Origin of the sequence: Pseudomonas sp. BIOMIG1BAC, assembly GCF_001705995.2 — a bacterium.
Taxonomy (GTDB): domain Bacteria; phylum Pseudomonadota; class Gammaproteobacteria; order Pseudomonadales; family Pseudomonadaceae; genus Aquipseudomonas; species Aquipseudomonas sessilinigenes.
This window is the reverse complement of sequence record NZ_CP049045.1, coordinates 2945822-2966528: the sequence shown is the minus strand read 5'-3', so window position 1 is coordinate 2966528 and position 20707 is coordinate 2945822. Positions and strand designations below refer to the sequence as shown.

The window sequence follows — 20707 nt, the reverse complement described above, 5'->3', positions numbered from 1 at the left end:
GCAAAGTGCAGCGAATCGGCGGCCATCATGGACGTGTCTCCAGCCAGATCGGATGCGCAACGCCGATCGCGGTGGATGCACTGACCGGCCCGAAATAGCGGCTGTCGAACGACGCTGGGTTGGTCACGCTCAAGAGGAACAGTTCGCCCGGTTCGAGACGGCGGCAAAGCTGCAAGGATGGCAGCGGTCGGCCCTGCCGGTCGGCAGGCAGGGCGGCGGCCACCGGCACGCCGTCGATGCGAACCTGGCCGGCGACGATGCAGACGTGTTGTGGCGCGACTGCGCCCACACGTTTGAGCAGCGGAACGCGGGTCGGTAGGTAACTGCGCTGCGCAGCCAGCATGGCGGCCCTGTCGGGCAGCGGCACCAGCACGATGCTGTCCACGGACAGCGGACGTGGCCGCGAGGCGGTGCGCGGGTCGAACGGTTCGATGCGATACCAACCGACCGCCACGCTGTCGGACGGGTTGTAGGCCATTCGCGGCAGGGGCTGCACGAACGCAGCCCAGGCCAGCGCAGCGAGGCCGACGGTGGCGAAGCCTGCCAGCACGAGGCGAGTGCGCAGGCGCGAGCGAGGATGCGGCACGGGGCCGGTCGTGGAAATCGTGGTCATGGCAATGCCCTCCCTGCCAGCCAGGCGGCGTGCCGTTCTGTGGTGTATGTGGGTAACGCCGAGCGCGCTGCGAGCCGGTTCGCGAGCGTGCGCCAGTACGCGGGCGATGTGTCTGCGGCTGCGATGCCCAGCGCCTCGATGTCGTCGATGCGTTCCAGCACGGCGCGAACGTTGGCATCGCCTTCGGCGTGCAACAGCAGACGCGCGCCCGGCTGCACGCCGGGGATGCGTTGCACGGCGTCCAGCGGCGTGGCGGTCTGCATCACCATGAGCTGCCAGCGGATCGTGCCGTAGTCGTTGGCCTGCCAACGGATGCGGCACAGAACCGCGTTCGGCAGGAACACGGCGCAGCGCCGCCAGCGGTCGAGCTGGAGCGTGCGCGCCGGTTCGCCGAAGCGCAGGTAGAGCTTGAAGCGGGGTTCGATGTAGGTCAGCGCCACGCGCGTCAGCGGCACGTTGCCGGCCTGGCCGGCGAGTGTCGAAGGCGCCGGCGGCGGTGCAGCCGTGGGCGCACTTGCTTTGGGGGTGTGGGCGGTCGAAGCGGATGCGTTCACGGCGTGCCCTCCGGGGGAAACTCCCGCTCCAGCAGGCTGCGCAGCAGTTCGGCTACGGTCACGCCTCGCGTGAAGGCCGACACCTTGATGCGCGCCCGCATGGCGGGCGTGATGTCAAGCGTCAGTCGAGCGGTGTAGAGGTCGCCTTTCTGCAAGGCATCTGCGTCGCCCTGGCGAATCCACGCTTCGGCGTGCGGATTCGCTGGGGGACGTACACCGATGCCGACGCGCTTGCTGCGTGGTGATGGCTTTCCAGTCATGTCGGCCACCGCAGCAGTTCGTCGGTGAGCGCGGCGATCTCGCGGGCAGCGGCGCTGTCGGGCGCGGTTTCGCGGGCGAGCCGGCCAGCGGCTACGCTGTCGGCAAAGACGATGCGCTGGTGGATCTCCGAGCGCAGCGCGGGCAGCGGCTGTTCGGCCAGCGATTGCCGTGCCTCCCTGCCGATGATGGTGGTGCTGACGCGCCGGTTGATGACGAAGGCCGCGCGTAGCGCTGGCCGGAACACCTGTGCTTCGCGGATCAGTGCGACCATCTCGGCAGAAGCCCATACGTCGTAGGGGCTGGGCTGCACGGGGATCAGCACGCGCTCGGCCGCCAGCAGCGCGGAGCGCGCGAGGGCGGCGATGCGCGGCGGGCCGTCGATGATGATGTGATCGGCCCGCCTGGCGAGTTCTGGCGCTTCCTGATGCAGCGTTTCGCGGGCAAGGCCCACGGCGCTGAACAGACGGGGCAGGCCCTGCTGGCTACGCCGCTGCGTCCAGTCGAGCGATGACCCCTGCGGGTCGGCATCCAGCAGGATGACATGCAGGCCGCGCATCGCCAGTTCGCCGGCGATGTGCGTGGCGAGCGTGGTCTTGCCGACGCCGCCTTTCTGGTTGAGAAACGCGAAGATCATGGCGCGGCCCTCCGAGCTGGAAAGCCGGCCTGGGCGTGCCATTTCGTGGTTGTCCACCGAAACGGCGCGCTTCTACTAAAAGTTATGTATTTCTTGTTAGGTAAGTTAGAGGGAACGCAAACCCGCGCCGTTGTTGGCTTTCCGGCGTTTTCGTACTCCTGATAGCACGAGGGTCGTACTCCTGATAGCACGATACCCGGTACTCCTGATAGCACGAGGCCGTCCACAGGTTCTCCCGCAGTTATCCCCGTGCCGCGTGCGGCACGGGCCGGAAGGTCAGCAGCTCGGTGTTGTCGTCCGGCATCCGCTCGATGCCGAGGACGTAGCCGGGCAACGACTGCCGCGCCACCAGGGCGCGCACGTCGTAGGCGAAGTCCGAGAAGCGGGCCGCGCTGCCGGATTTGCGGTACAGGTGTCGGAAGTCGAATTGCCAGCCGTGCTCCTGCCGCCCGCCATGCTTGCGCACCAGGCGGTACAGCCAGCGTTCGATACCGCCTTTCAAGCGGAAATAGGCCGGGTCGATGGTCAGCACCAGGGCGGCGTCGAGCACGCCGGCATAGAACCAGTCCGGCAAGATCAGCTCGATGCCCAGCGGGGTGCCGCTGGCGTCGGCGAGTTCCTTCCACTCGTTGATCCACGAGAAGCGATGCAAGCGCCTTCCCGTGGTTTCGCGGATGGACGTGGCCACCGTGGTCGATTGCAGCCGGTCGAGGGCGGCCTTCAGGCGCTGGTAGTCGTTGAGGGACGTGCCGCGCCCGATGAAGCGCAAAATCTCGTAAGGCGTGGCGCGTATCCAGCGCGACGGGCGCAGGCCCGCGTCGCGCGCCTCCACGATCTGCGAGGCGGCCCATATCAGCACGTCGGCATCCCATATCGTTGCGATGCCGTGCTCCTGCGTGCCTTCCACGCGAATGGTGACGTTCCCGCTGCGGAAGTCGATCGGCGCCGTGCGCCGCGACTTGGCAAGCGAGAAGAACGGAAAGGCCATCAAGTCCTGGGAATCGCGTGGCGCCATGTCGCCCGGCAGCGCTCGGAACAGATCGAGCTGTTCGCGCTGCGGCAAGGCTTGCCCTGGCGGGCTGGACATGGCGAAGGCCACCCACGCGCCGACGATCAGCGGCCATCACGGTAGTCGCCCGCGTGGCGCTCGGCGTATTCGGGATCGGACGTGGCCTCGTAGCTGCGCTGGTCGGCCCAGGCATCGAGGTCGGACACCGCGTACATGACGCGGCGGCCGAACTTGCGGAACTTGGGGCCGCCGCCGATCACCCGCTGCTTCTCCAGCGTGCGCGGCGACAGCCGCAGGTAGTCGGCGGCTTCGTCGTTTGTCAGGTAGCGTTGAGGCTGCGAGGTCGCAGTGACGGCAGCGGCGGCAGGCCGCGAGGGAGCAGGTCGCATGGGATGTACCTCCATCAAGCCCGGCCACACCACGCGGCCGGATAGAGGCACTCTCAAGAAAGCAAGGCTTCTTGCTAAGGGACGATTCGCACGGGTCGAGAAACGTCCCCCCTAATGCGACGGGAACATTGGAAGCTGCGCTAGTCGGCGGTAGCCGCCGTGCATCAGCTCATCGCCGCGGCGTACCAGCCGCCGCACGCGGGCACGCAATGCACTGTCTTTGTGCCAGTCGGCCGCGACGGCATCCGCGCCGAACAGACCTTCGGCCACTTCGCGCAAAGAGGCTCCCGCGAGGGTCGCGTCGAGCGCTTGCAAGGTATGCAGTTCCAGCAGCGCGGCGGGCGTGGGGCGAGAGCGGGCTGTTGCCACAGGCGCGGCCACGGTTGCGGCAGATAGCGCATCCAGCTTCGCAGCGAGCGTGCGGTAGCGCGCACAGGGCGTGGCGCAGGCGCGTGTGGCGTAGAGATAGGCCGAGCCATCTTCTAGGTCGGGTGCGAGTGCGAGCCGAACGCAGCAGCCTGGCCAATGCGATACAAGCACCAGGCGCTTGCCGTCGTGGGTCAGTTGCTTGCGCCCAGGAATGCGCCAGAACTCGAAGGTATGCGCATCGGGTGGTGGGTCGGCGTCGGGGTATAGCTGCACCACGCCGTCGTGATCGGGGAACCAAGCAGGATGTGCATCGCGCGCATCCAGGCCGGGATCTTCCAGCAGGCGCAGGCCCCAGGCCTGCGCCGCATCTGGCTTGCGACGCCGGCGTAGCCAGTCGCGCCGGTAGCTTGCATTCCTGCGCAAATACTCCCAAGCCAGCGCTGGGCCATCGAGGTGCAGCGTGTAGAGATACGCGGCCGTGGGATACCAGTGTTGGCTGCTGCGGTCAGTCATGGCGAAACCTCCCTGTTTCTGGGAACGTCGCCACAATTCCGCTGTGCGGGAGCTATCGAATCGCCATCAAGTGGTCATCAAACTCGGGTTACGCTTTAACTGCTGGTGTCAAGACAGATTCGCTCCAGTGCATTGCCGAAATCGTCTAAATGCGACGACTGCACCGCCCGGAAATGGGGTGCAGCATTGAACACCGTGCCGAATCTCGCGCCTGGCATCATGACTGTTTTGGTCAGGAGCGCACCACCCTGGTGCAAGCATGCGGATCAAGACTTGCCAGGTCTTGGCTAAGACCGAAATAGTCACAATGCGATACTTTTTGCCTGGTCGCGCTGGAATGCGTCAATCGGTGATCGAACCGTTTTCCTGAGCCAGTCGAACGTATTCCGACAGCGGCCGCGTCGGCTGGAAGTACCGATCTCGTATCACGGGCTGCTTGAGCGGCCCGACGATGGACGCCAGATCGGACAGCTTCACCGTCGCCAGGGCAGGCATCCCGATCCCGAGGTCGATCAGGCCGTAGGCCGTATCGCCATCGGTCGGATCGAGCGCGGCCAATAGCCAGGTCGCATGTGCGTCCGGTGTGAACAGGCGCACCACGGGCAGCGGGTCACATTCCTGGCCTGCGGCGCGGGTGAGGCCGTGGGCCAGTAGGTGCACCCGGTCTTCCTCGGTGACAAGCGTGGTCAAGGCCGCGCCCCTTCCACGAACACACGCAATCGCCGAGGCGCATCTGTGCCTGCGGACGGATGCACGTATGCGCAAGCGCACGAAGCCGCAAAAGCGGAGAGGCACGAAGGCGTATTGGTGGAAGTCAGGAAAGACACGGACGCGGTTCCCTGGGTCTGAGGAAATCCGCAGATGCGGATCTCCGTAAAAGCACGGAAAAGGAAAACATCACCACCAAATGAACACTATAGATTGTAGTCCTATAGGGCGCAATGGGCTGTCATCTTGGTTTTTTGGGGAAACCATAGGTGGCAGCGAAGAACTCATTGGCAGCGGCGATTCGGACGGTAAGGAAGGCGCGTGGTTTGAGCCAGGAAGCGTTCTCCAACGTGTCCAGTCGCACCTACATGAGCACGCTGGAGCGCGACCTGAAAAGCCCAACCATCCAGAAGCTGGCCGATCTGTGCGAGGTCATGGAAGTGCATCCGCTCACGCTGCTCACATTGGCTTATGCCGGTGACAGCACCCGCGAAGCTGATGAATTGCTGGCACAGGTGCGCCAGGAACTCAGGGCGATATTGGAAGAGCCCGACACGCCGTAGCGCGTTGGCGTGTGGTACTGAATTGCAGCAAGCGGAGCGCGCAGCGCCGCAGGCGCGAAGGCGTGAGGGATTGAAGCCGGATGGCCGTGACGGCTTGCCGGCACGGGGCGAAGCCCGAAAGCCCGGCGGCGCTTACAGCGCCGACACGCCACACACCGCTCGTTGACACGGATTGCGAGCCACAAGGCACGCATGCAGGCCCGCGGTGACGGGCGTATCCAGCACGCGGCAGCAGCAGAAATCCTGCGCGTGCGGTGCTGCGATCAGCAGCATCGCGCCCCGCCGCAGTGGGCGGGACGCGGTAAGCGGCTGTCAGGCCGCCTTCGGCTTGTTGCGCGACCAGATCAGGTCGTGCGTGCCGTCCTCGTTCTCGATCAGGCGGGCATAGACCGTCGCCGGGAACGAAGGGTCGTCGATGGATACGGACAGGTATTCCCGCCCGGCCTCGCTGGTCTTCTTCCACGCTGCGCCGACTTCGTGGCCAGCCGCTTGCAGGTGGAAGTCGGGGGCGTTCTCGGTGTCGCCCTTGTCGTTGGGAACCAGCTTGACCTTGACGTTGAGCGTCAGGGTGCGAAGCGTGCCGGTGAAGCCGTCTTTCTCTGCGGTGAAGGTGCCGATGTTGGGGAGAACACAGAAAACGGAAAAAATAGCACGCTAAGCCTACGTCATGTTACAGCGAAGGACTCATGACGACCCAATGCGGACTTTGGTCACGTGGTCGATTGAAGGGCAGCTTTTCAACAGCAACCGGCCGATTGCTGCGAACAGCCCAGACAGCCGCGTCTTTATCAAGAACCCATAACCAAAACTCGCTCGATGGCCTCGGCAAAAAGCATGGGGTCTTCGGCCCCTGCGAGCATGAGCTTTCGCCCGACGATGAAGGTAGGAACTGCGGTCACACCCCAGGCCCTGGACTCCCTTTCCTGTTCCTGCACAAGCTGATTGTCTTCATCAGAGTTCAAGTATTCGACGATGGCAGTCTCTCGGTAGCTACACTCTACGGCGATTTTGGCAAGGACAGCCTCATCACCAAGGTTCTCTCCGCGCTGAAACTGCCCTATTAATAGCCGCTCTACCAAAATCTGCGCATCGCCGCTTTGTTGTGCCCAGTGAATGAGTCGATGCGCCTGAAACGTATTGACTAGGACCTTGATGTCTTCAAACCGGTAATCCAGTCCATAGGCAGCGCCAGCATCACGCACATGTTGGAATGCCGCTTGAACCCGTTCGGGGCCACCAAACTTCTTCACCAGGTGAGGCAGGTAAGGCTCACCCTCTGGCGACACGCTGGGATTCAGGAAGAACGGGCGCCAACGCTTGATGCAACGAATATCAGGATGCCTGCGCCGGACAGCCTCAAGGGCCAAGTCCAGCCGGCGCAAACCTATGAAGCACCACGGGCAGACAACGTCGGAAACGATTTCAATGGTCAAAGGCTGCGACGGGTTCATGGGCAACGTCTCTCATCGATGAAATATCCGGGGGAGCCATTTTTCTGCGCCTGACTTTGCATATCGCCTACCAGCCTCTCGCCAAGTGCCAGTAGCACTTTAGCGCGCTCTAGGTCATCGATGAATCGCCGGGGAATACCGGACAGGCCAACCATCGCGCCACTGAGAGCGCCTGTCAGCATGGCGCGTGCCTGGTTCTGACCACCACCGTTTAGGGCGTGCAGCACGGCAGATTCGAAGTCGTCTTGGAAGCGGGCCGTCAGGTAGTAGGCAGCTGGAAACTGGTGATGGACCCCGCAAGGAAGGCCGTAGAGCAAACTTACTTTGGAGGCAGGCTCGATGCGAATTCCCGAGTCGTGTGCTGCCCGGGCAACGCCCGATGGCGTCACCAAGGCATCGTGAGAAGGAAAGAACGTCTCCATACATGGCTGACAGTCGGTGTGTATTTGTACCTCTAGCCTTCCCTGAGCGGCAGCGTGGAGTGGTTGCACTGCTGAATTGAAGCGAGCGATTCGTTTGTCGGCCTTGATACGGTCCATGAGTTTGTCGGATATGTCGGCATCAAATCGATGCCCTTCCACCAACATACCCAGTACCGCACCGTATGTGGTCGTTGTAGTCAGGACGTTACTGTTTGTTTGAGTTAGCGCTGTATTGGCAGTCACTGCCCATGCCAGTTTGGCCGGATTGAGCGCATAGCGCACCGCAATAGCGATAATACGTTCGGCAGCCTCCGTGTTATCGACATCACTACCGAAGCTCCCCCAAGCCAGCCCTTCTTGGACTCGGTTGCGCCAGGCATCCCGAATCGATTGGCTGGTGTAGCCACCAGGGCCATTCATCGGGGTGCCGTCCAGTTTAGGATAAAGCTCCGTATCCAGTCGTCGGCAAAAGTCTGCTTCGTCATAGCCGCCACACTCCACCGAAGAGCGTAGCGTCATCTCCAGCAAGATGCCCGACTGAGAAGGCTGTCCGGGCTCGACTCCCTCGTGATAACGCCCAGGTTTGGGGCGCGTATAGGAGTCAACCCATGGGCCGTAGTCGGCGACCATTTGGTCCAGGTCGTAATACCAGTGGGGGCCAATACCCAAGGCATCACCGATAAAAGCGCCCATCAGGGCACCCAGGGCACGGTCTCGGTAGTGGTCCGGGTTGGTCAATGGCATCACTTGCGCTTCCATACGGTTACCTCACTCAGGGTGTGTTGATGCTTGCGTCGCGTCTCGCGGATGACGAAGGGAACCGAGAGGGGGGCTTCGACCATGACGAACTTTCGGCCGAGGATTTCCTTGAGACCGTCCAGAGTGGTGCGGGATTCTCCATCCTTCTTGAACCCACCAATCCACTCGGAGCGTTTGGTGTATTCCTCCAGCCAGGTGTAGGGCGAGGCCAGTACCAGCAGGCCACCTGAGTTCAGGCGGTCAGCAACGGTATCGAGGAAGCGGCGCGGTGCGTAAAGTCGGTCGATGAGGTTGGCAGCCAGGATGAGGTCGAAGCCGCTGAAGATGTCCTTCAGGTTGCAGGCATCGCCTTGCCAGAACTCGACGCGTTGCGCAGTCTCCAGCAGACCCAGGCTGTCCAGGCGGCGTTCGTGGTAGCCGACCAGCTCGCCTTCCTCAGGCATGGTGTAGCGGATGGCGCCGGTTTCGGCCAATCGGATACCCACCTGGATGAAACGGGCGGAAAAGTCGATGCCGATGACCTTGTCGAAAGTCTTGGCCAACTCAAAACTTGCCCGGCCGGTCGCACAACCCAGGTCGAGGGCGCGCGCCTTGCCGCCGTTTCCGTGACGTCGATGGAAGTCGATGGCCAGTTGTGCCATGGCCTGCGGGAAATTCGGGACGCCAAGGGTCGTTTCACCGTAGTGGAATTCAGCGTACTGGGAAACCATGGCATCGGTCTCATAGGCCGACACGGGGTTCGTCACTGGTGTGTCTGTCACCACGTAACGGAAGCCGGCATGCTGGAAAAAGTGACGGCGGAAGGCATAGCGCGAGGCATGGCGGGATTCATTACCTGTGGCAATCCAGCTGCCGCCCTTGATGATGTTGTGCCGTTCATCAAAGGTCGGACTGGTGAAATCGTCATAGATGGGATGGACGTCGAAGCCGTCGAATGGATAAGTCGGCGTTTCGCACCATTGCCAGACATTACCCACCACATCCGCCAAATCACCGTGGATGAATCGATTGACCGGGCAACTCGAGGCCCAGTGGTCGAGATGCAGATTGGCAGCCGCTGGCGCATCATGAGGGACGTCAGACAGATGGACATGGTCATACATCCGATGCCATTCGTCCTCAGTCGGCAAGCGCACCGATTGGCCGGTTTCCCGCGCTTTCCAGCGGCAGAAGGCACGAGCCTCCAGGCAATTGGTTTCCACCGGCCAGTCCCAGGGCATCGGCACTTCTTCGGCCAGCAAGCGCAGCTTCCAGCCATCAGCCGACTGCACCCAGAACGTGGGAAACTCTGCCCGAGCATAACGGCGCCAACCCAAACCTTCTTCGTCCCACAGGCTGTCGTCGGTATAGCCACCGGCTGTCACGAACTCGAGAAATTCGCCGTTGCTGACCAGGTAGCGGGAGGCTTGAAAGGTTGGCACGTCAGCCTGATGGTGCCCGTATTCGTTGTCCCAACCGTAGATAGGGTCAGTAAGTGCTCGGCCAAGCACCACCCGTCCGCTGGGAATGTTCACCAGCGTGTTCCTGGGTGCTGTGCCACTGTCGCGGCAGGGTTGCCAGTCCGGATGGGGGGTGACGTACTTCAGGTCATGCTGACGCATCAGCACTGATGAGGTTTCCAGGTGGATACGGTCGTGCTCAATGCCCATCAGTACGACCCAGAATGTGTCATCCCAGCCGATGGGCAAGGAAAACGGCGTGTACCGAATCACGCCATCAATCACTTCACGGGCCTTGTTGCGGTAGGCGCGTACCTCTGCAACCGTGGGCCACTCGTAACGGGCGTCATCCAGGTCATCCCAGCTCATTTCATCCACGCCGATGGCAAACATGGACTCCAGCCTGGGGTCGATGCGTTTATCAATCAGGCCGGCGAGTAAGAATTTGTTGATGAAGAATGTGGCCGTATGGCCGAAGTAGAAAATCAGGGGATGTCGCAATGTGATGGGCTTCTTGTAATAAGCCTCATCGCAGGAGAGCACCTCGAATAGAGACTCGTAGCGGTCAAAGGTGGCATGGAAGTAATGCAGCAGCTCAGTACGCTTGGCTTCAACGTCGCTGCCAGCGAGAAAAGGGGTACGGGGAAACAGGGATTTCACAGCATTCAGCCTTCATAAATTTGGTGCTGATGGCAGTGTATTGAGCTACTTTACAATGGTAAAGTACGCACCTTGTGGTGCCTATAGGCTTTCAATCATGACCGAGCGCAAAACGAATCCGTGCTTTAAGCAATGTCCATCCAGGAAATTCATTGAGTTGATTGGCGACAAATGGGCGCTACTGGTAATGCATGCCCTTGCAAATGGTCCGCGGCGCAATGGCCAATTGATGCAGGAAATCGAAGGTATCTCGCAAAAGATGCTGACCCAGACCATTCGTCGGCTCGAGATGAATGGCCTGGTCGCTCGCCATGATTTCCAGACGATTCCACCTAAAGTCGAGTATTCGATGACTGAACTGGGATGTTCTTTCCGAACCGTATTGTCATCGCTCGATGACTGGTTGGACGAGCATGTGCCGGAACTCCTGACGCTTCCAGGTTGAGGGTATTTTTAGTGAAATATGACGGGGCTGGTCTGTCGTAGCTTTCCAAAGGACGGCAGGTAATTGCTCCAAAGCTGACGGCTAAACGGCTGGATTCGTGGGTTATTGATTGACCGCTCCTGGCCGATTGCTGTCTGATCAAAGTGTATTCATGTACGAAAACGATCGGTTTAGTACCCGTCTCGCAAAAGGTGTCCGTAAATTAGTCATTGGTTGTTTCGGACATGATCTACAATAAGTACTTCCATTTCGTACATATTGGTGGCTTCCGAACATGTCTCGCACATTCATCTATGCCCGAGTCAGTACAAGCGAACAACACGCCGACAACCAGATTCATGAAATTGAAGCAGCCGGTTTCTCGGTCAACGAGCGGCGCATTGTCACTGAAAGCATTAGCGGAAGCGTAGCGGCCTCCGAGCGGCCACAGTTCTCCCGTTTGCTTGATAGATTGGAGCCCGATGATGTGCTCATCGTGACAAAGCTCGATCGGCTGGGTCGTAACGCCATGGATGTGCGCGCAACGGTCGAGCGGCTTGCTGCCGATGGTGTCCGCGTTCATTGCTTGGCGCTCGGCGGTGTTGATCTGACGAGCCCCGCCGGAAAAATGACTATGGGCGTATTAACTGCGGTGGCGGAATTCGAACGCGATTTGTTGATCGAGCGAACGCATGCCGGCATGGCTCGCGCACGCGCCGAAGGCAAAGTAATGGGCCGCCCGCCGGCATTGACCAAGGAGCGGCAAGCCGAAGTCATGCAACAACTTGCGATGGGCGTATCGGTTGCACAATTGGCACGCGACTACGGCACAACCCGTCAGTCGATTATGCGGATTCGGGAAAAGTTGGGAAGCGCTGGTGGCCGTGCAGACGATTCCTGACATTCGAAGCACTAATTAGTTGAAGTCGTCAGCGATACAAATGCACCTCTTTGGCTTCAGTCGGGCGAGCTTGCATCAAACCCCGAGAACGGAAGGCTGAGCATGCCGCGTCGCTCAATACTTTCCGCGACGGAACGGACGGGTTTGCTGGCGCTGCCCGAAAGCCAAGATGACTTGATCCGTTACTACACCTTCAACGAAACCGACGTGGCGCTAATTCGGCAACGCCGGGGTGATGCAAACCGGCTCGGCTTTGCGGTGCAGCTCTGCCTATTACGTTATCCAGGTTATGCGCTGGCCAACGACTTGGCGGTATCGGAGCCGGTCATCCAATGGATTGCTCGCCAAGTCCGAGCTGAATCCAGCATTTGGCCAAAATACGGCGAGCGTGATGAAACACGGCGCGAACATCTCCAGGAGCTGCGCGCCTATCTCGGTCTATCACCGTTTGGCCTGTCTGACTTCCGCTTTCTGGTACGTGGCCTGACCGACCTGGCCATGCAGACCGACAAGGGCTTGGTGCTCGCCGCGCAAGCGTTGGAGACCCTACGGCAACGGCAAATCATCCTGCCGGCACTGACCGTCGTCGAGCGGGCCTGCGCAGAAGCAGTGACGCGTGCCAACCGGCGCATCTATCGGACATTGACCGAACCGCTGACGGCACAGCACCGGCGCCGGCTCGACGATCTGCTAAAGATCAAGCCAGAGAGCAACATCACCAAGTTGGTTTGGCTGCGCCAATCCCCTCTGAAGCCGAACTCCCGACACATGCTGGAGCACATCGAACGTCTGAAGGCATTCCAGGAACTGTCTCTGCCAGAGGGCATCGGCCGCCACATCCACCAGAATCGCCTGCTAAAGATGGCACGGGAAGGCGGGCAGATGACGCCGCAAGACCTTGCCAAGTTCGAGAGTGAGCGGCGTTATGCCACCCTGGTCGCACTGGCCTTGGAGGGCACAGCCACGGTGACCGATGAAGTGGTCGATCTGCACGACCGCATTCTGGTCAAGCTCTTCAGTACTGCCAAGAATAAACATCAGCAGCAGTTCCAGAAACAGGGCAAGGCGATCAACGACAAGGTGCGGCTGTACGCCAAGATCGGCCATGCCTTGTTGGAGGCCAAACAGTCCGGCACTGATCCGTACGCAGCCATCGAGACGGTAATCCCTTGGAACGATTTCACGCAGAGCGTCACCGATGCCGATCAGCTTGCCCAAGCCGAGTCGTTCGATCACCTGCACCTGATCAGTGAACAATTCAATACGCTGCGCCGCTACACGCCTGAATTCCTGGATGTGCTCAAGCTGCGCGCAGCACCAGCGGCGTGGGGCGTGCTGGACGCCATTGAAGTGGTGCGCGGCATGAATTCCGACAGCGCACGAAAGGTGCCGGCGGACGCGCCGACTGCCTTCATCAAACCTCGCTGGAAATCACTGGTCTTCACTGACGGGGAAATCGACCGCCGTTTCTATGAAATCTGCGCGCTATCGGAACTGAAAAACTCGCTCCGCTCCGGCGACATCTGGGTGCGAGGCTCCCGCCAGTTCCGCGACTTTGACGAATACCTGTTGCCGGTCGAGAAGTTCGTCACACTGAAGCAGGCGAAAACGTTGCCGATTGCAGTGAACCCGGACTGCGACCAATACCTGCATGAGCGGTTGCACCTGCTGGAAGAACAACTGGCTACAGTCAATCGTTTGGCGCTGGCCAACGAACTGCCGGACGCCATCATCACCGACTCCGGCCTGAAGATCACGCCGCTCGATGCCGTTGTTCCCGAAGTGGCGCAAACGCTGATCGACCAGACCGGCATGTACTTGCCACGCATCAAGATTACCGAGTTGCTGATGGACGTAGACGACTGGACGGGCTTCACCCGCCATTTCGTTCATCTGAAGGATGGAGAACCGGTCAAAGATCGGACGCTATTGCTATCAGCCATCCTGGCGGATGCCATTAACTTGGGGCTGACTAAAATGGCCGAGTCCTGCCCCGGTGCGACCTACTCCAAGCTGGCCTGGCTGCAAGCCTGGCATGTTCGTGACGAAACCTACTCAGCCGGGCTGGCCGATCTGGTGAATACCCAGTTCCGCCACACTTTTGCCGCAAACTGGGGTGACGGCACCACGTCATCCTCGGATGGGCAGCGCTTTCGGGCGGGCGGCAAAGGCGAGAGCACCGGCCATGTCAATCCGAAGTACGGCCACGAGCCGGGCAGATTGTTTTACACCCACATTTCGGACCAGTACGCACCGTTCAGCACAAAGGTGGTCAACGTCGGTGTGCGCGATTCTACCTATGTACTCGATGGCCTGCTGTACCACGAATCGGACTTGCGGATTGAGGAACACTACACCGACACGGCCGGCTTCACCGATCATGTCTTTGCATTGATGCACCTGCTGGGGTTCCGTTTTGCACCGCGCATTCGTGACCTGAAGGACACCAAGCTGTATGTACCAAAGACCGGACAGGACTACCCTGCACTGAACACGATGATTGGCGGCACGCTGAATATCAAGCACGTTCGCGCCCATTGGGATGAGATTTTACGGCTGGCGGCGTCGATCAAGCAGGGTACGGTGACCGCCTCATTGATGCTGCGAAAACTCGGCAGCTACCCACGCCAGAATGGCTTGGCGGTTGCGCTGCGCGAACTGGGGCGGATCGAGCGCACACTGTTTATCCTGGACTGGCTGCAAAATGTCGAGTTGCGCCGCCGTGTCCATGCTGGCTTGAACAAGGGCGAGGCGCGGAACGCGCTGGCCAGGGCCGTGTTCTTCAACCGGCTGGGCGAAATACGCGACCGCAGTTTCGAGCAGCAGCGCTATCGCGCCAGTGGCCTCAATCTGGTGACAGCCGCCATCGTTTTGTGGAACACCGTCTATCTCGACCGGGCAACACAGGCGCTGCGCGAAACCGGCAAACCCATCAATGACGGACTGCTGCAATATCTGTCGCCACTTGGCTGGGAGCACATCAATCTGACCGGTGATTACGTCTGGCGGCAAAACCGGAAGGTTGAGGACGGCCAGTTTCGGCCGCTACGCAGCAGCGGAAAACCTTAGCGTACGATTTTTTCCGAATTCTGCGGCGACCCCATTTAGAGCTGCCCTGGTAGCGCGTCCACGTCCAGCGCGCCACAGATCTGACCGTCGCCCTTACGGATGACAACATCAAGTCTTGCGTGAACCCTGCACGGGCAAACTTGTTGTGGTTGTGCGCGAATGCCTCCAGTCGCCGGGTGAACGTGGCGAGCGTGCCGCGTTCGCGCTCTTGGTTCGCAATGCTGTACGCGAAGTAACGCAGTTGTTCGAACAAAATGCAGTGCCGCGAGTGTGGGAGGTCGTCCAGCTGCGGGCCCGTCTTCCAGGGCGAGACTTCCAGCTCCACATAGTCAGCCAGCTCGCCCAGATCGTAGACGTTGCTATGCAGTTCTGAGGTCGACCACCACGGATGGCCTGGAGTCTTGGCGACAGGGCCGCTGTGGTAATCAGGATCCGCGTTCAAACGCAGCGCGAAGGCGGTGTAAACCGCCTTCATATACTGGATCGGCTTGTCGCGCGCGTTCTCGGTCGTACAGACCGGAGGGATTGCGTAGTAGAGGTGAGAGTGGCCGTTGTTTCTGTTTCGCACGATCAGATTGGGCGGTGGAAGGCCCGCATCGTCCCAGGCAAGGGAGTTGGCATGATCGAGGTCGAAGATCAGCCACGACACCATCCCACTGCGGTTGATCTGCATGTAGGGATAGCGGATTGCGTAATCGCGCGGACGTACCAGCGTAGCGGTCTTGTTGTCGCTGCAACGTGCGAGATACGGCGCCTCGATGACGACGCGGTTAAGTGCCGTACCGTCTTGGGAGAAACGCGCCGAAGGCGTGTATGCCCCTGCAGTGGGTACGTCTAGCATTCGTTCGTCCAGCTGGGCGAACGTACATTGCTTTTTTGAGGTGGAATCCATTTTCCCCGCCGTTCGGCGGCAAACCTCTTAGGCCTAGCATTTTGCAACTTGCAAGAAGCCGCGGTGCTAGCCATAATCAGCTCACCTTGTCTGTGAACAGGTTTCAGCCCCGTCGAAAGAGCAACCTGTTCTCGTTTGTCCAAAAAGCCCGGTTACCAGCCGGGCTTTCTGGTTTCTGTAATATGGTTTACGTCACCAGCGTCCTCACGTTCATTTCCTTAGCCCAGCCGGGCGGTCTAACTCCAGCCTAAATTGCGGGTGCTCTTCACCTGCATCCAGCTCGTTTAGATACCTATAGATCGCCTCACGAAGCATCGCAGACGTGGTAGTCCCACGAGCCCTCATAGCAGCGTCGAAACGTCGCTTTATCGACTCGTCCACTTTCGTGGCCATGATGGAAGATGGCGCGCTTGTGGTCATGGGCATCCAGGTTAAACGGTTAAACTCAGTGCAAGGCTATTGGTTTAACCGTTATACGTCAAGATCCTTACTCACCCTGGCTAAAAGGCTCAAATTCGCCAGAACATTAGCACCCAAAATTTTGCCGAGCAATAAAAAAAGGCCGCGTTTTCTCGGCCTTTATGAATCGTGGAGTAATCCTGACTAACGCTGCAGGCCTCTAAAATCAAGGGCTCTGTGAAGCTCTTCACAAACGGTAAGCAACGTCAGTAAGTTACGCAATCACATTAACTTATGTTTGTTACATAAGTTATTTAACTTAAATACGTTACTCGTCTTGCGTAATTTCGTCGATAGGCTCTGCCCTACTCGCACGCTCAAGCAGCTCAAGCAACTCAGCCCTATCAAGGTTCTGCAATGCCGCAATCCCTGCACGAATCACATCTGAACGTGTGGCTCTGAAATTCCTGGGGGTGAGCGAAATCTTGTCGATTTGGCGGTTCACATCTTTAGAGAGAGAAAAGGTCGTTCGTACGAACGTTGAAGAAGTCTTCTTACGGCGACGCTTTGGTTCGGGGTTAGTGCCCACTGGCGCATCAGCTATGAATGCCTGCGCCGCAGCTTCGACGTTCATTTCAGGCGTGTTCTCAGTCACCCTGGACGGTCGAGAAAGATTTTTTAGGCCCATTTTGTGCTCCCCCATAGCTCAGACGCTAGGGATTCAATTTCTTCTTTAGCCCGAGGATCAGACCCACTTTCCAATACGGAACACCCATCTTCATCAGCGTCGTCATAAACGTTTCGCGCAGTGGTGATCGCATTCAAAGGAATGATTTCGAAGGACAGGCAAGCTTCTTTTGCGTCCAGAATTCTTTGGACTTGGCTTGGCAACGCTGGGCATTGCGTAATAACGGCCCGTATGGTCAGGTCAGGATTAACCGCGATGGCCAGCCGTGCCAAGTTTTCAACCTTAGGAAGTGTCTTCAGGTCTCTCCGCTTAGGTCGAAATGGGATGAGCATATGAGTCGCTACGGTCATTGCCGATCGCAGTGCTTCTGAGTCAGCTCCACCTGCATCCACTACAATTTGTCTGTATCTACCGCGCAGGTCGAGCAGGGTTTGACGAATGTTTCCATGAGCTTGCACAACCGGTATCGGCGGTAGGTCTCCCTGGTCATTCCGCTCAGCAGCCCAATCAGCCGTAGTACCTTGAGGGTCTGCATCGAGCAGCAAGACATCACCACCCCGGGCTTTAATCCAGACTGCTAAGTTTTGAGCCAAGCAGGATTTCCCACTGCCCCCTTTTTCCCCGCCCAATAGCAAAATCATGCTGCTCCGCACCTCGAATAGGTAATTTAGAGTAACTTACATAAGTTACATCTATTACGCAACTTATATTCTTTACATAATCGCGCGGAAATCTGCTGATGTGAAAACAGGTGCACCGGGGTGCCTGCGGCTCCCAGAGCAGAAATGGGGTTCGCTAGGCATCCTGAGTGCCTTTGCCGAAGGGGTCGGTGAGCGGTCGATGAACATCGAGCTCTGAACGACTCTGCAGGGCCTCAGAGAGAATCTCCATCTGCACCATCAGGGTTTTGCCCGGCAGCTCCCTAACCGGGGGCTGCGAAGTAATCCCAGTCACGGGTACCAGCATCATGATGTAACCAGCCAATACCGCCACGGCCAGGTCTATGGCCGCCTGAATTAGACATTTTTTGTTCATTGGTTGCCCTACCTCCTATTCGAGGGCAACCGTATTTATAACGTCACGACCCTGGTCCCTACACAAGGGGTTTGCATGATTTTCCCACGGGAAAAGGGCACCCAGCACATACGCGCTGAGCCACGCGTAGCTGAGTGGCCCACGGTATCGCCGGTTGGGATTTGCCAAGTTCAGGTTTGCTAAAGCTAGGTTATATTAGCGGCGGGCAATCAGCCCATCACCGCCAAGCCACGCCAGTGGCAAGGCAAAACCCACAAGCTTTGGATTATATGCCATGAGCCTGCAAATGATTGATCGGAGAGTTTTTTATGAGCACAGCGGTAAAGCAGCACGAAAACGATGTAGTTAAACAAGTTGTAGATACGCTGAAAAAGTATCCAGAACTGGTACGGCAGATTCCTGAAGGTACGGTGTTGCACCGTATCCAAGGCTCTAAGCATGACGCCAATCCCATCAACTATAAGCCTGATTCAGATACGCGCTATGCAGATCCTGAACAGCAGGTTGGGGTGTACTACGTGGGTTTCAGCCAGGAAGTCGCGGTTGCTGAGTCTTTTCAGCCCGGCCAAGGGGTTGATGACCAACCTGTACGCTACTCGAAGCTGGCGCAGAGTTCTCTGCATCAGCTGAAAGCGGCCCGTATCCTGAATGTTGTGGACGTAGCCGGTCTCACAAACCGAGCTACACACCACAAGATTCGGGATATCGTTCAAGCAAAAGGGCAAGGTAAAGAAGGGTATGCGCTCACCCGGCAAATCAGCCAGGCGTGCATGCTGCAGGGTAAGGAAATTGATGGTCTCCTTTACCAATCTGCTGTCTACACGGTAACCGGCTCTATGGATGGATGTAATCTGGTTCTGTTCGCAGAACGCGATACCCAAGTTGAACCGATCGACTATAAGCCTGTGACAGAGGTCAAATTGTCGAACGGCGAAACGCCTGCAGAGTTTTTGGATAGTCTAGGGGTTGCCCTGGAGTGAAGTAAAACCGGGCCTCCCACCGGAGGCTCGGTTTACTGTCCTGGCTCAAACGCATTTATAAAGTCACGTTTGATAATTTCAACTGCGGCGTCGTTATCTAGAAGCTCATAACGCGGTACCACATTCTCGGGCTCGCCAGGACTTGAGTAATCCATTTTGCTGACCAGATGCTGAACCAAAAAATTCATGGCTTCTGTATCAACAGGATCAATATTTAGTTCACTTATCAGTTTTGCAATCACCGGTCTTGGCTTGTTATTTTTAAATTGGAACGAAGGGTAGTATTTACGGCGGTTGCTTGTGTTTGTATACGCCAACACGAAGCCAGCTTTAGCTCTTTGGCTCAGCGCCTGTTTAGTGATGCCAAGAATATTGTGGGCTTCTTGGGAAGAAAGCAATTCACAACGGCTATCAACTCGTTCGAACGCACGAGCCCGCATATTAGCTACTGCCGTTTGATTGCGTGCTTCGATACTTAGCTCCTTATCAGCGTCCACTTTGGATACTGTAGTAAAAGCTTTTTCATCAGGAAGAGTAACAGCCTTCAATACAATGGCTTCCGAAGCTAGCTCGAGTATTTTCTCAAAGCGTCTGCGCAGGTCGGCCTTGGCGGCTTCGATTTTGGCTGTGGACTGAGTTCTCTCGGGGGTTGCAACTGACATGGTTCCTCCTCACGGGCTAGCAATAACCCTGTGAGACCTAGGCTAGCGAAAGGTGACACGTATGTCAACTTGTCAACCTGTCCATTCGTCAAGAAAGCCGATTTCGTTTTCCGTATGAATGCTCAAAGAAAGCTAAAATATGGTGATAAAATAGGTTATCACCAATTTTAACCGCTAATCGGTTCTAGAATCAGCGGGCGCATTTGATGTTGAATTTGTGACTAGAGCCGAGACAGATGATCGCGAGGAATTCAATTATGAGACCGATATGCAGGAACTGACGAAAGCCCAGCCGAACGATCAGCGCAGGCTGACGGCGGTCGAATTTCAGGATTTGGCGCGGGTACCCGCTGCAGTCGAGTGGTTTGCCAACCTGGACAACCCTCGAACACGACGCGCCTACCAGAATGACCTGGAAGACTTCTGCGGTTTTGTCGGGTTGGCTTCGGCCGAGGAATTTCGCGTGGTGACCCGATCACATGTTCTGGCCTGGCGCGCCCAGCTCGAGCATCGCGGTCTGGCCGGAGCTACGATCCGGCGCAAGTTGGCGGCACTGGCCAGCCTGTTTGATCACCTCCTGGAGAGCAATGCAATCGCCGGCGGCAATCCCGTGCATGGGGTGAAACGACCGAAGATGGAAAGCAACGAAGGGAAGACGCCGGCATTGGGCGATCACCAGGCCAAAGCGCTGCTCGAAGCCCCGGATGAAACGACCCTTAAAGGGCTGCGCGACCGGGCGATATTGGCTGTGCTTCTTTATCACGGGCTGCGCCGCGAAGAAGCTGCGCTGCTGCAGGTGAGCGACATGCAGGATCGCCGCGGGATTCAGCATTTGAAAGTGCATGGCAAGGGCGGCAAAGTGCGCTACCTGCCGTTGCACCCCGTGGCGGCCGGACGCATTCACCAATACTTGGAAAGCTCAGGGCACCATTTGGCGGCCAGGAAGGTGCCGCTGTTCATCCCGCTACGAGGCAAGCTGACCGGTGCTGGCATCACGGCCAACGGCATCTACACCGTGGTAGCGGCCTACGCAAAGAAGGCAGGGATTGAGGTCGACGGCCTGGGCGTCCATGGACTCAGGGCAACCGCAGCCACCAATGCTCTGGAGCATGAAGCCGATATCGCCAAGGTCCAGGCATGGTTGGGTCATGCCAACATCAGCACGACCAAGATTTATGATCGGCGTGAAAACCGGCCTGAGGACTCACCGACGTACAAGGTGAAGTATTAATAGAGGGAATTCAGCCTGATCGACCTCTCACGCTCAAACCTCGATGAGGATATGGTGAGACCCACCCCATGAATGACGCCGG

Annotated in this window: 23 protein-coding genes and 1 pseudogene; 6 read left to right on the top strand and 18 right to left on the bottom strand. The window is 58.4% G+C overall.

Features of this window, described 5'->3' with window-relative positions; genetic code table 11:
• Window positions 1-25: 25 nt before the first annotated feature.
• From ATY02_RS14150 to ATY02_RS14110, 8 genes are all read right to left on the bottom strand, one after another.
• Window positions 26-613, bottom strand: a complete 588-nt coding sequence (locus ATY02_RS14150) for a S26 family signal peptidase (protein WP_006379345.1) — start codon at window positions 611-613, stop codon at window positions 26-28.
• On the bottom strand, window positions 610-1167 hold the full coding sequence (locus tag ATY02_RS14145; RefSeq protein ID WP_006379346.1) for a DUF2840 domain-containing protein: 558 nt from the start codon (window positions 1165-1167) through the stop codon (window positions 610-612). Before ATY02_RS14145 ends, ATY02_RS14150 begins: the two co-directional genes overlap by 4 nt.
• Window positions 1164-1427, bottom strand: coding sequence for a hypothetical protein (locus ATY02_RS14140; protein WP_022652187.1), 264 nt, complete (start codon window positions 1425-1427; stop codon window positions 1164-1166). The genes ATY02_RS14145 and ATY02_RS14140 overlap by 4 nt, the downstream gene beginning before the upstream one ends.
• The gene (parA, locus tag ATY02_RS14135) at window positions 1424-2062 is read right to left on the bottom strand and encodes a ParA family partition ATPase (protein WP_003092312.1); all 639 of its coding nucleotides are present in this window, start codon (window positions 2060-2062) and stop codon (window positions 1424-1426) included. Before parA ends, ATY02_RS14140 begins: the two co-directional genes overlap by 4 nt.
• Before the next feature lie 241 nt (window positions 2063-2303).
• The gene (locus ATY02_RS14125; RefSeq protein ID WP_022652188.1) at window positions 2304-3149 is read right to left on the bottom strand and encodes a replication initiator protein A; all 846 of its coding nucleotides are present in this window, start codon (window positions 3147-3149) and stop codon (window positions 2304-2306) included.
• Window positions 3150-3175: 26 nt separating this feature from the next.
• The gene (locus tag ATY02_RS14120) at window positions 3176-3460 is read right to left on the bottom strand and encodes a helix-turn-helix transcriptional regulator (RefSeq protein ID WP_001247107.1); all 285 of its coding nucleotides are present in this window, start codon (window positions 3458-3460) and stop codon (window positions 3176-3178) included.
• Between the two features lie 111 nt (window positions 3461-3571).
• Window positions 3572-4342 carry a DUF2285 domain-containing protein gene (locus ATY02_RS14115; protein WP_006379424.1) on the bottom strand — a complete coding sequence of 257 codons (771 nt, stop codon included), beginning with the start codon at window positions 4340-4342 and terminating at the stop codon, window positions 3572-3574.
• Window positions 4343-4684: 342 nt separating this feature from the next.
• Entirely contained in the window at window positions 4685-5032 is a 348-nt protein-coding gene (locus ATY02_RS14110) for a DUF2958 domain-containing protein (protein ID WP_016487838.1), read from the bottom strand.
• Between the two features lie 287 nt (window positions 5033-5319).
• On the opposite strand from ATY02_RS14110, the gene ATY02_RS14105 reads away from it, so the two are divergent.
• The gene (locus ATY02_RS14105) at window positions 5320-5613 is read left to right on the top strand and encodes a helix-turn-helix domain-containing protein (protein WP_006379425.1); all 294 of its coding nucleotides are present in this window, start codon (window positions 5320-5322) and stop codon (window positions 5611-5613) included.
• A gap of 312 nt (window positions 5614-5925) precedes the next feature.
• On the opposite strand, the gene ATY02_RS14100 is transcribed toward ATY02_RS14105, so the two are convergent.
• The 4 genes from ATY02_RS14100 to ovoA all read right to left on the bottom strand — a co-directional run bounded on the left by ATY02_RS14100 (window position 5926) and on the right by ovoA (window position 10344).
• Window positions 5926-6261 (bottom strand): DUF736 domain-containing protein, encoded by a 336-nt coding sequence (locus ATY02_RS14100; RefSeq protein WP_083236045.1) that lies wholly within the window; start codon window positions 6259-6261, stop codon window positions 5926-5928.
• A 140-nt stretch (window positions 6262-6401) separates the two neighbouring features.
• Window positions 6402-7064 (bottom strand): DsbA family oxidoreductase, encoded by a 663-nt coding sequence (locus ATY02_RS14095; RefSeq protein ID WP_068588550.1) that lies wholly within the window; start codon window positions 7062-7064, stop codon window positions 6402-6404.
• Window positions 7061-8245 (bottom strand): ADP-ribosylglycohydrolase family protein, encoded by a 1185-nt coding sequence (locus ATY02_RS14090; RefSeq protein ID WP_068588548.1) that lies wholly within the window; start codon window positions 8243-8245, stop codon window positions 7061-7063. Before ATY02_RS14090 ends, ATY02_RS14095 begins: the two co-directional genes overlap by 4 nt.
• Window positions 8230-10344 (bottom strand): 5-histidylcysteine sulfoxide synthase, encoded by a 2115-nt coding sequence (ovoA, locus tag ATY02_RS14085; RefSeq protein ID WP_068588544.1) that lies wholly within the window; start codon window positions 10342-10344, stop codon window positions 8230-8232. Before ovoA ends, ATY02_RS14090 begins: the two co-directional genes overlap by 16 nt.
• Window positions 10345-10441: 97 nt before the next feature.
• On the opposite strand from ovoA, the gene ATY02_RS14080 reads away from it, so the two are divergent.
• The 3 genes from ATY02_RS14080 to ATY02_RS14070 all read left to right on the top strand — a co-directional run bounded on the left by ATY02_RS14080 (window position 10442) and on the right by ATY02_RS14070 (window position 14738).
• Window positions 10442-10789, top strand: a complete 348-nt coding sequence (locus ATY02_RS14080; RefSeq protein ID WP_013124624.1) for a winged helix-turn-helix transcriptional regulator — start codon at window positions 10442-10444, stop codon at window positions 10787-10789.
• A gap of 274 nt (window positions 10790-11063) precedes the next feature.
• Complete coding sequence (locus tag ATY02_RS14075; protein ID WP_068588541.1) at window positions 11064-11669, top strand: recombinase family protein; 606 nt, start codon at window positions 11064-11066, stop codon at window positions 11667-11669.
• A 102-nt stretch (window positions 11670-11771) separates the two neighbouring features.
• Entirely contained in the window at window positions 11772-14738 is a 2967-nt protein-coding gene (locus ATY02_RS14070) for a Tn3 family transposase (protein ID WP_068588538.1), read from the top strand.
• A gap of 25 nt (window positions 14739-14763) precedes the next feature.
• On the opposite strand, the pseudogene ATY02_RS14065 reads toward ATY02_RS14070, so the two are convergent.
• The 5 genes and pseudogenes from ATY02_RS14065 to ATY02_RS14045 form a co-directional block, all read right to left on the bottom strand.
• A pseudogene (locus ATY02_RS14065) lies at window positions 14764-15579 on the bottom strand (replication initiation protein); the annotation flags it as partial.
• 261 nt (window positions 15580-15840) lie between these two features.
• Window positions 15841-16023: a ribbon-helix-helix protein, CopG family gene (locus tag ATY02_RS36620; RefSeq protein WP_226942277.1), complete on the bottom strand. Its 183-nt coding sequence runs from the start codon at window positions 16021-16023 to the stop codon at window positions 15841-15843.
• Between the two features lie 334 nt (window positions 16024-16357).
• Window positions 16358-16717 carry a hypothetical protein gene (locus ATY02_RS14055; protein WP_068588556.1) on the bottom strand — a complete coding sequence of 120 codons (360 nt, stop codon included), beginning with the start codon at window positions 16715-16717 and terminating at the stop codon, window positions 16358-16360.
• Window positions 16708-17358 (bottom strand): AAA family ATPase, encoded by a 651-nt coding sequence (locus tag ATY02_RS14050; RefSeq protein WP_046036898.1) that lies wholly within the window; start codon window positions 17356-17358, stop codon window positions 16708-16710. Before ATY02_RS14050 ends, ATY02_RS14055 begins: the two co-directional genes overlap by 10 nt.
• 154 nt (window positions 17359-17512) lie before the next feature.
• Entirely contained in the window at window positions 17513-17752 is a 240-nt protein-coding gene (locus ATY02_RS14045) for a hypothetical protein (protein WP_068588532.1), read from the bottom strand.
• Window positions 17753-18060: 308 nt separating this feature from the next.
• On the opposite strand from ATY02_RS14045, the gene ATY02_RS14040 reads away from it, so the two are divergent.
• The gene (locus ATY02_RS14040; protein WP_046036664.1) at window positions 18061-18732 is read left to right on the top strand and encodes an RES family NAD+ phosphorylase; all 672 of its coding nucleotides are present in this window, start codon (window positions 18061-18063) and stop codon (window positions 18730-18732) included.
• A gap of 32 nt (window positions 18733-18764) precedes the next feature.
• Here the strand turns inward: ATY02_RS14040 and ATY02_RS14035 are convergent, their stop codons facing one another.
• Window positions 18765-19394 (bottom strand): hypothetical protein, encoded by a 630-nt coding sequence (locus tag ATY02_RS14035; RefSeq protein ID WP_046036665.1) that lies wholly within the window; start codon window positions 19392-19394, stop codon window positions 18765-18767.
• Window positions 19395-19662: 268 nt separating this feature from the next.
• Here ATY02_RS14035 and ATY02_RS14030 point away from each other — a divergent pair, with 268 nt between their 5' ends.
• A complete protein-coding gene (locus tag ATY02_RS14030) occupies window positions 19663-20625 on the top strand; it encodes a tyrosine-type recombinase/integrase (protein ID WP_068588529.1) in 963 nt (320 codons plus the stop codon).
• The last annotated feature ends 82 nt before the right edge of the window (window positions 20626-20707 follow it).

What these genes read in the sequence shown, in the direction of transcription:
- ATY02_RS14035 (WP_046036665.1), bottom strand. Translation starts at nt 19,394, where the DNA reads ATGTCAGTTGCAACCCCCGAGAGAACTCAGTCCACAGCCAAAATCGAA.
- ATY02_RS14075 (WP_068588541.1), top strand. Translation starts at nt 11,064, where the DNA reads ATGTCTCGCACATTCATCTATGCCCGAGTCAGTACAAGCGAACAACAC.
- ATY02_RS14125 (WP_022652188.1), bottom strand. Translation starts at nt 3,149, where the DNA reads ATGTCCAGCCCGCCAGGGCAAGCCTTGCCGCAGCGCGAACAGCTCGAT.
- ATY02_RS14050 (WP_046036898.1), bottom strand. Translation starts at nt 17,358, where the DNA reads ATGATTTTGCTATTGGGCGGGGAAAAAGGGGGCAGTGGGAAATCCTGC.
- ATY02_RS14070 (WP_068588538.1), top strand. Translation starts at nt 11,772, where the DNA reads ATGCCGCGTCGCTCAATACTTTCCGCGACGGAACGGACGGGTTTGCTG.
- ATY02_RS14080 (WP_013124624.1), top strand. Translation starts at nt 10,442, where the DNA reads ATGACCGAGCGCAAAACGAATCCGTGCTTTAAGCAATGTCCATCCAGG.
- ATY02_RS14030 (WP_068588529.1), top strand. Translation starts at nt 19,663, where the DNA reads ATGCAGGAACTGACGAAAGCCCAGCCGAACGATCAGCGCAGGCTGACG.
- ATY02_RS14090 (WP_068588548.1), bottom strand. Translation starts at nt 8,245, where the DNA reads ATGGAAGCGCAAGTGATGCCATTGACCAACCCGGACCACTACCGAGAC.
- ATY02_RS14140 (WP_022652187.1), bottom strand. Translation starts at nt 1,427, where the DNA reads ATGACTGGAAAGCCATCACCACGCAGCAAGCGCGTCGGCATCGGTGTA.
- ATY02_RS14045 (WP_068588532.1), bottom strand. Translation starts at nt 17,752, where the DNA reads ATGAACAAAAAATGTCTAATTCAGGCGGCCATAGACCTGGCCGTGGCG.
- ATY02_RS14115 (WP_006379424.1), bottom strand. Translation starts at nt 4,342, where the DNA reads ATGACTGACCGCAGCAGCCAACACTGGTATCCCACGGCCGCGTATCTC.
- ATY02_RS36620 (WP_226942277.1), bottom strand. Translation starts at nt 16,023, where the DNA reads ATGGCCACGAAAGTGGACGAGTCGATAAAGCGACGTTTCGACGCTGCT.
- ATY02_RS14120 (WP_001247107.1), bottom strand. Translation starts at nt 3,460, where the DNA reads ATGCGACCTGCTCCCTCGCGGCCTGCCGCCGCTGCCGTCACTGCGACC.
- ATY02_RS14095 (WP_068588550.1), bottom strand. Translation starts at nt 7,064, where the DNA reads ATGAACCCGTCGCAGCCTTTGACCATTGAAATCGTTTCCGACGTTGTC.
- ATY02_RS14040 (WP_046036664.1), top strand. Translation starts at nt 18,061, where the DNA reads ATGAGCACAGCGGTAAAGCAGCACGAAAACGATGTAGTTAAACAAGTT.
- ATY02_RS14055 (WP_068588556.1), bottom strand. Translation starts at nt 16,717, where the DNA reads ATGGGCCTAAAAAATCTTTCTCGACCGTCCAGGGTGACTGAGAACACG.
- ATY02_RS14150 (WP_006379345.1), bottom strand. Translation starts at nt 613, where the DNA reads ATGACCACGATTTCCACGACCGGCCCCGTGCCGCATCCTCGCTCGCGC.
- parA (WP_003092312.1), bottom strand. Translation starts at nt 2,062, where the DNA reads ATGATCTTCGCGTTTCTCAACCAGAAAGGCGGCGTCGGCAAGACCACG.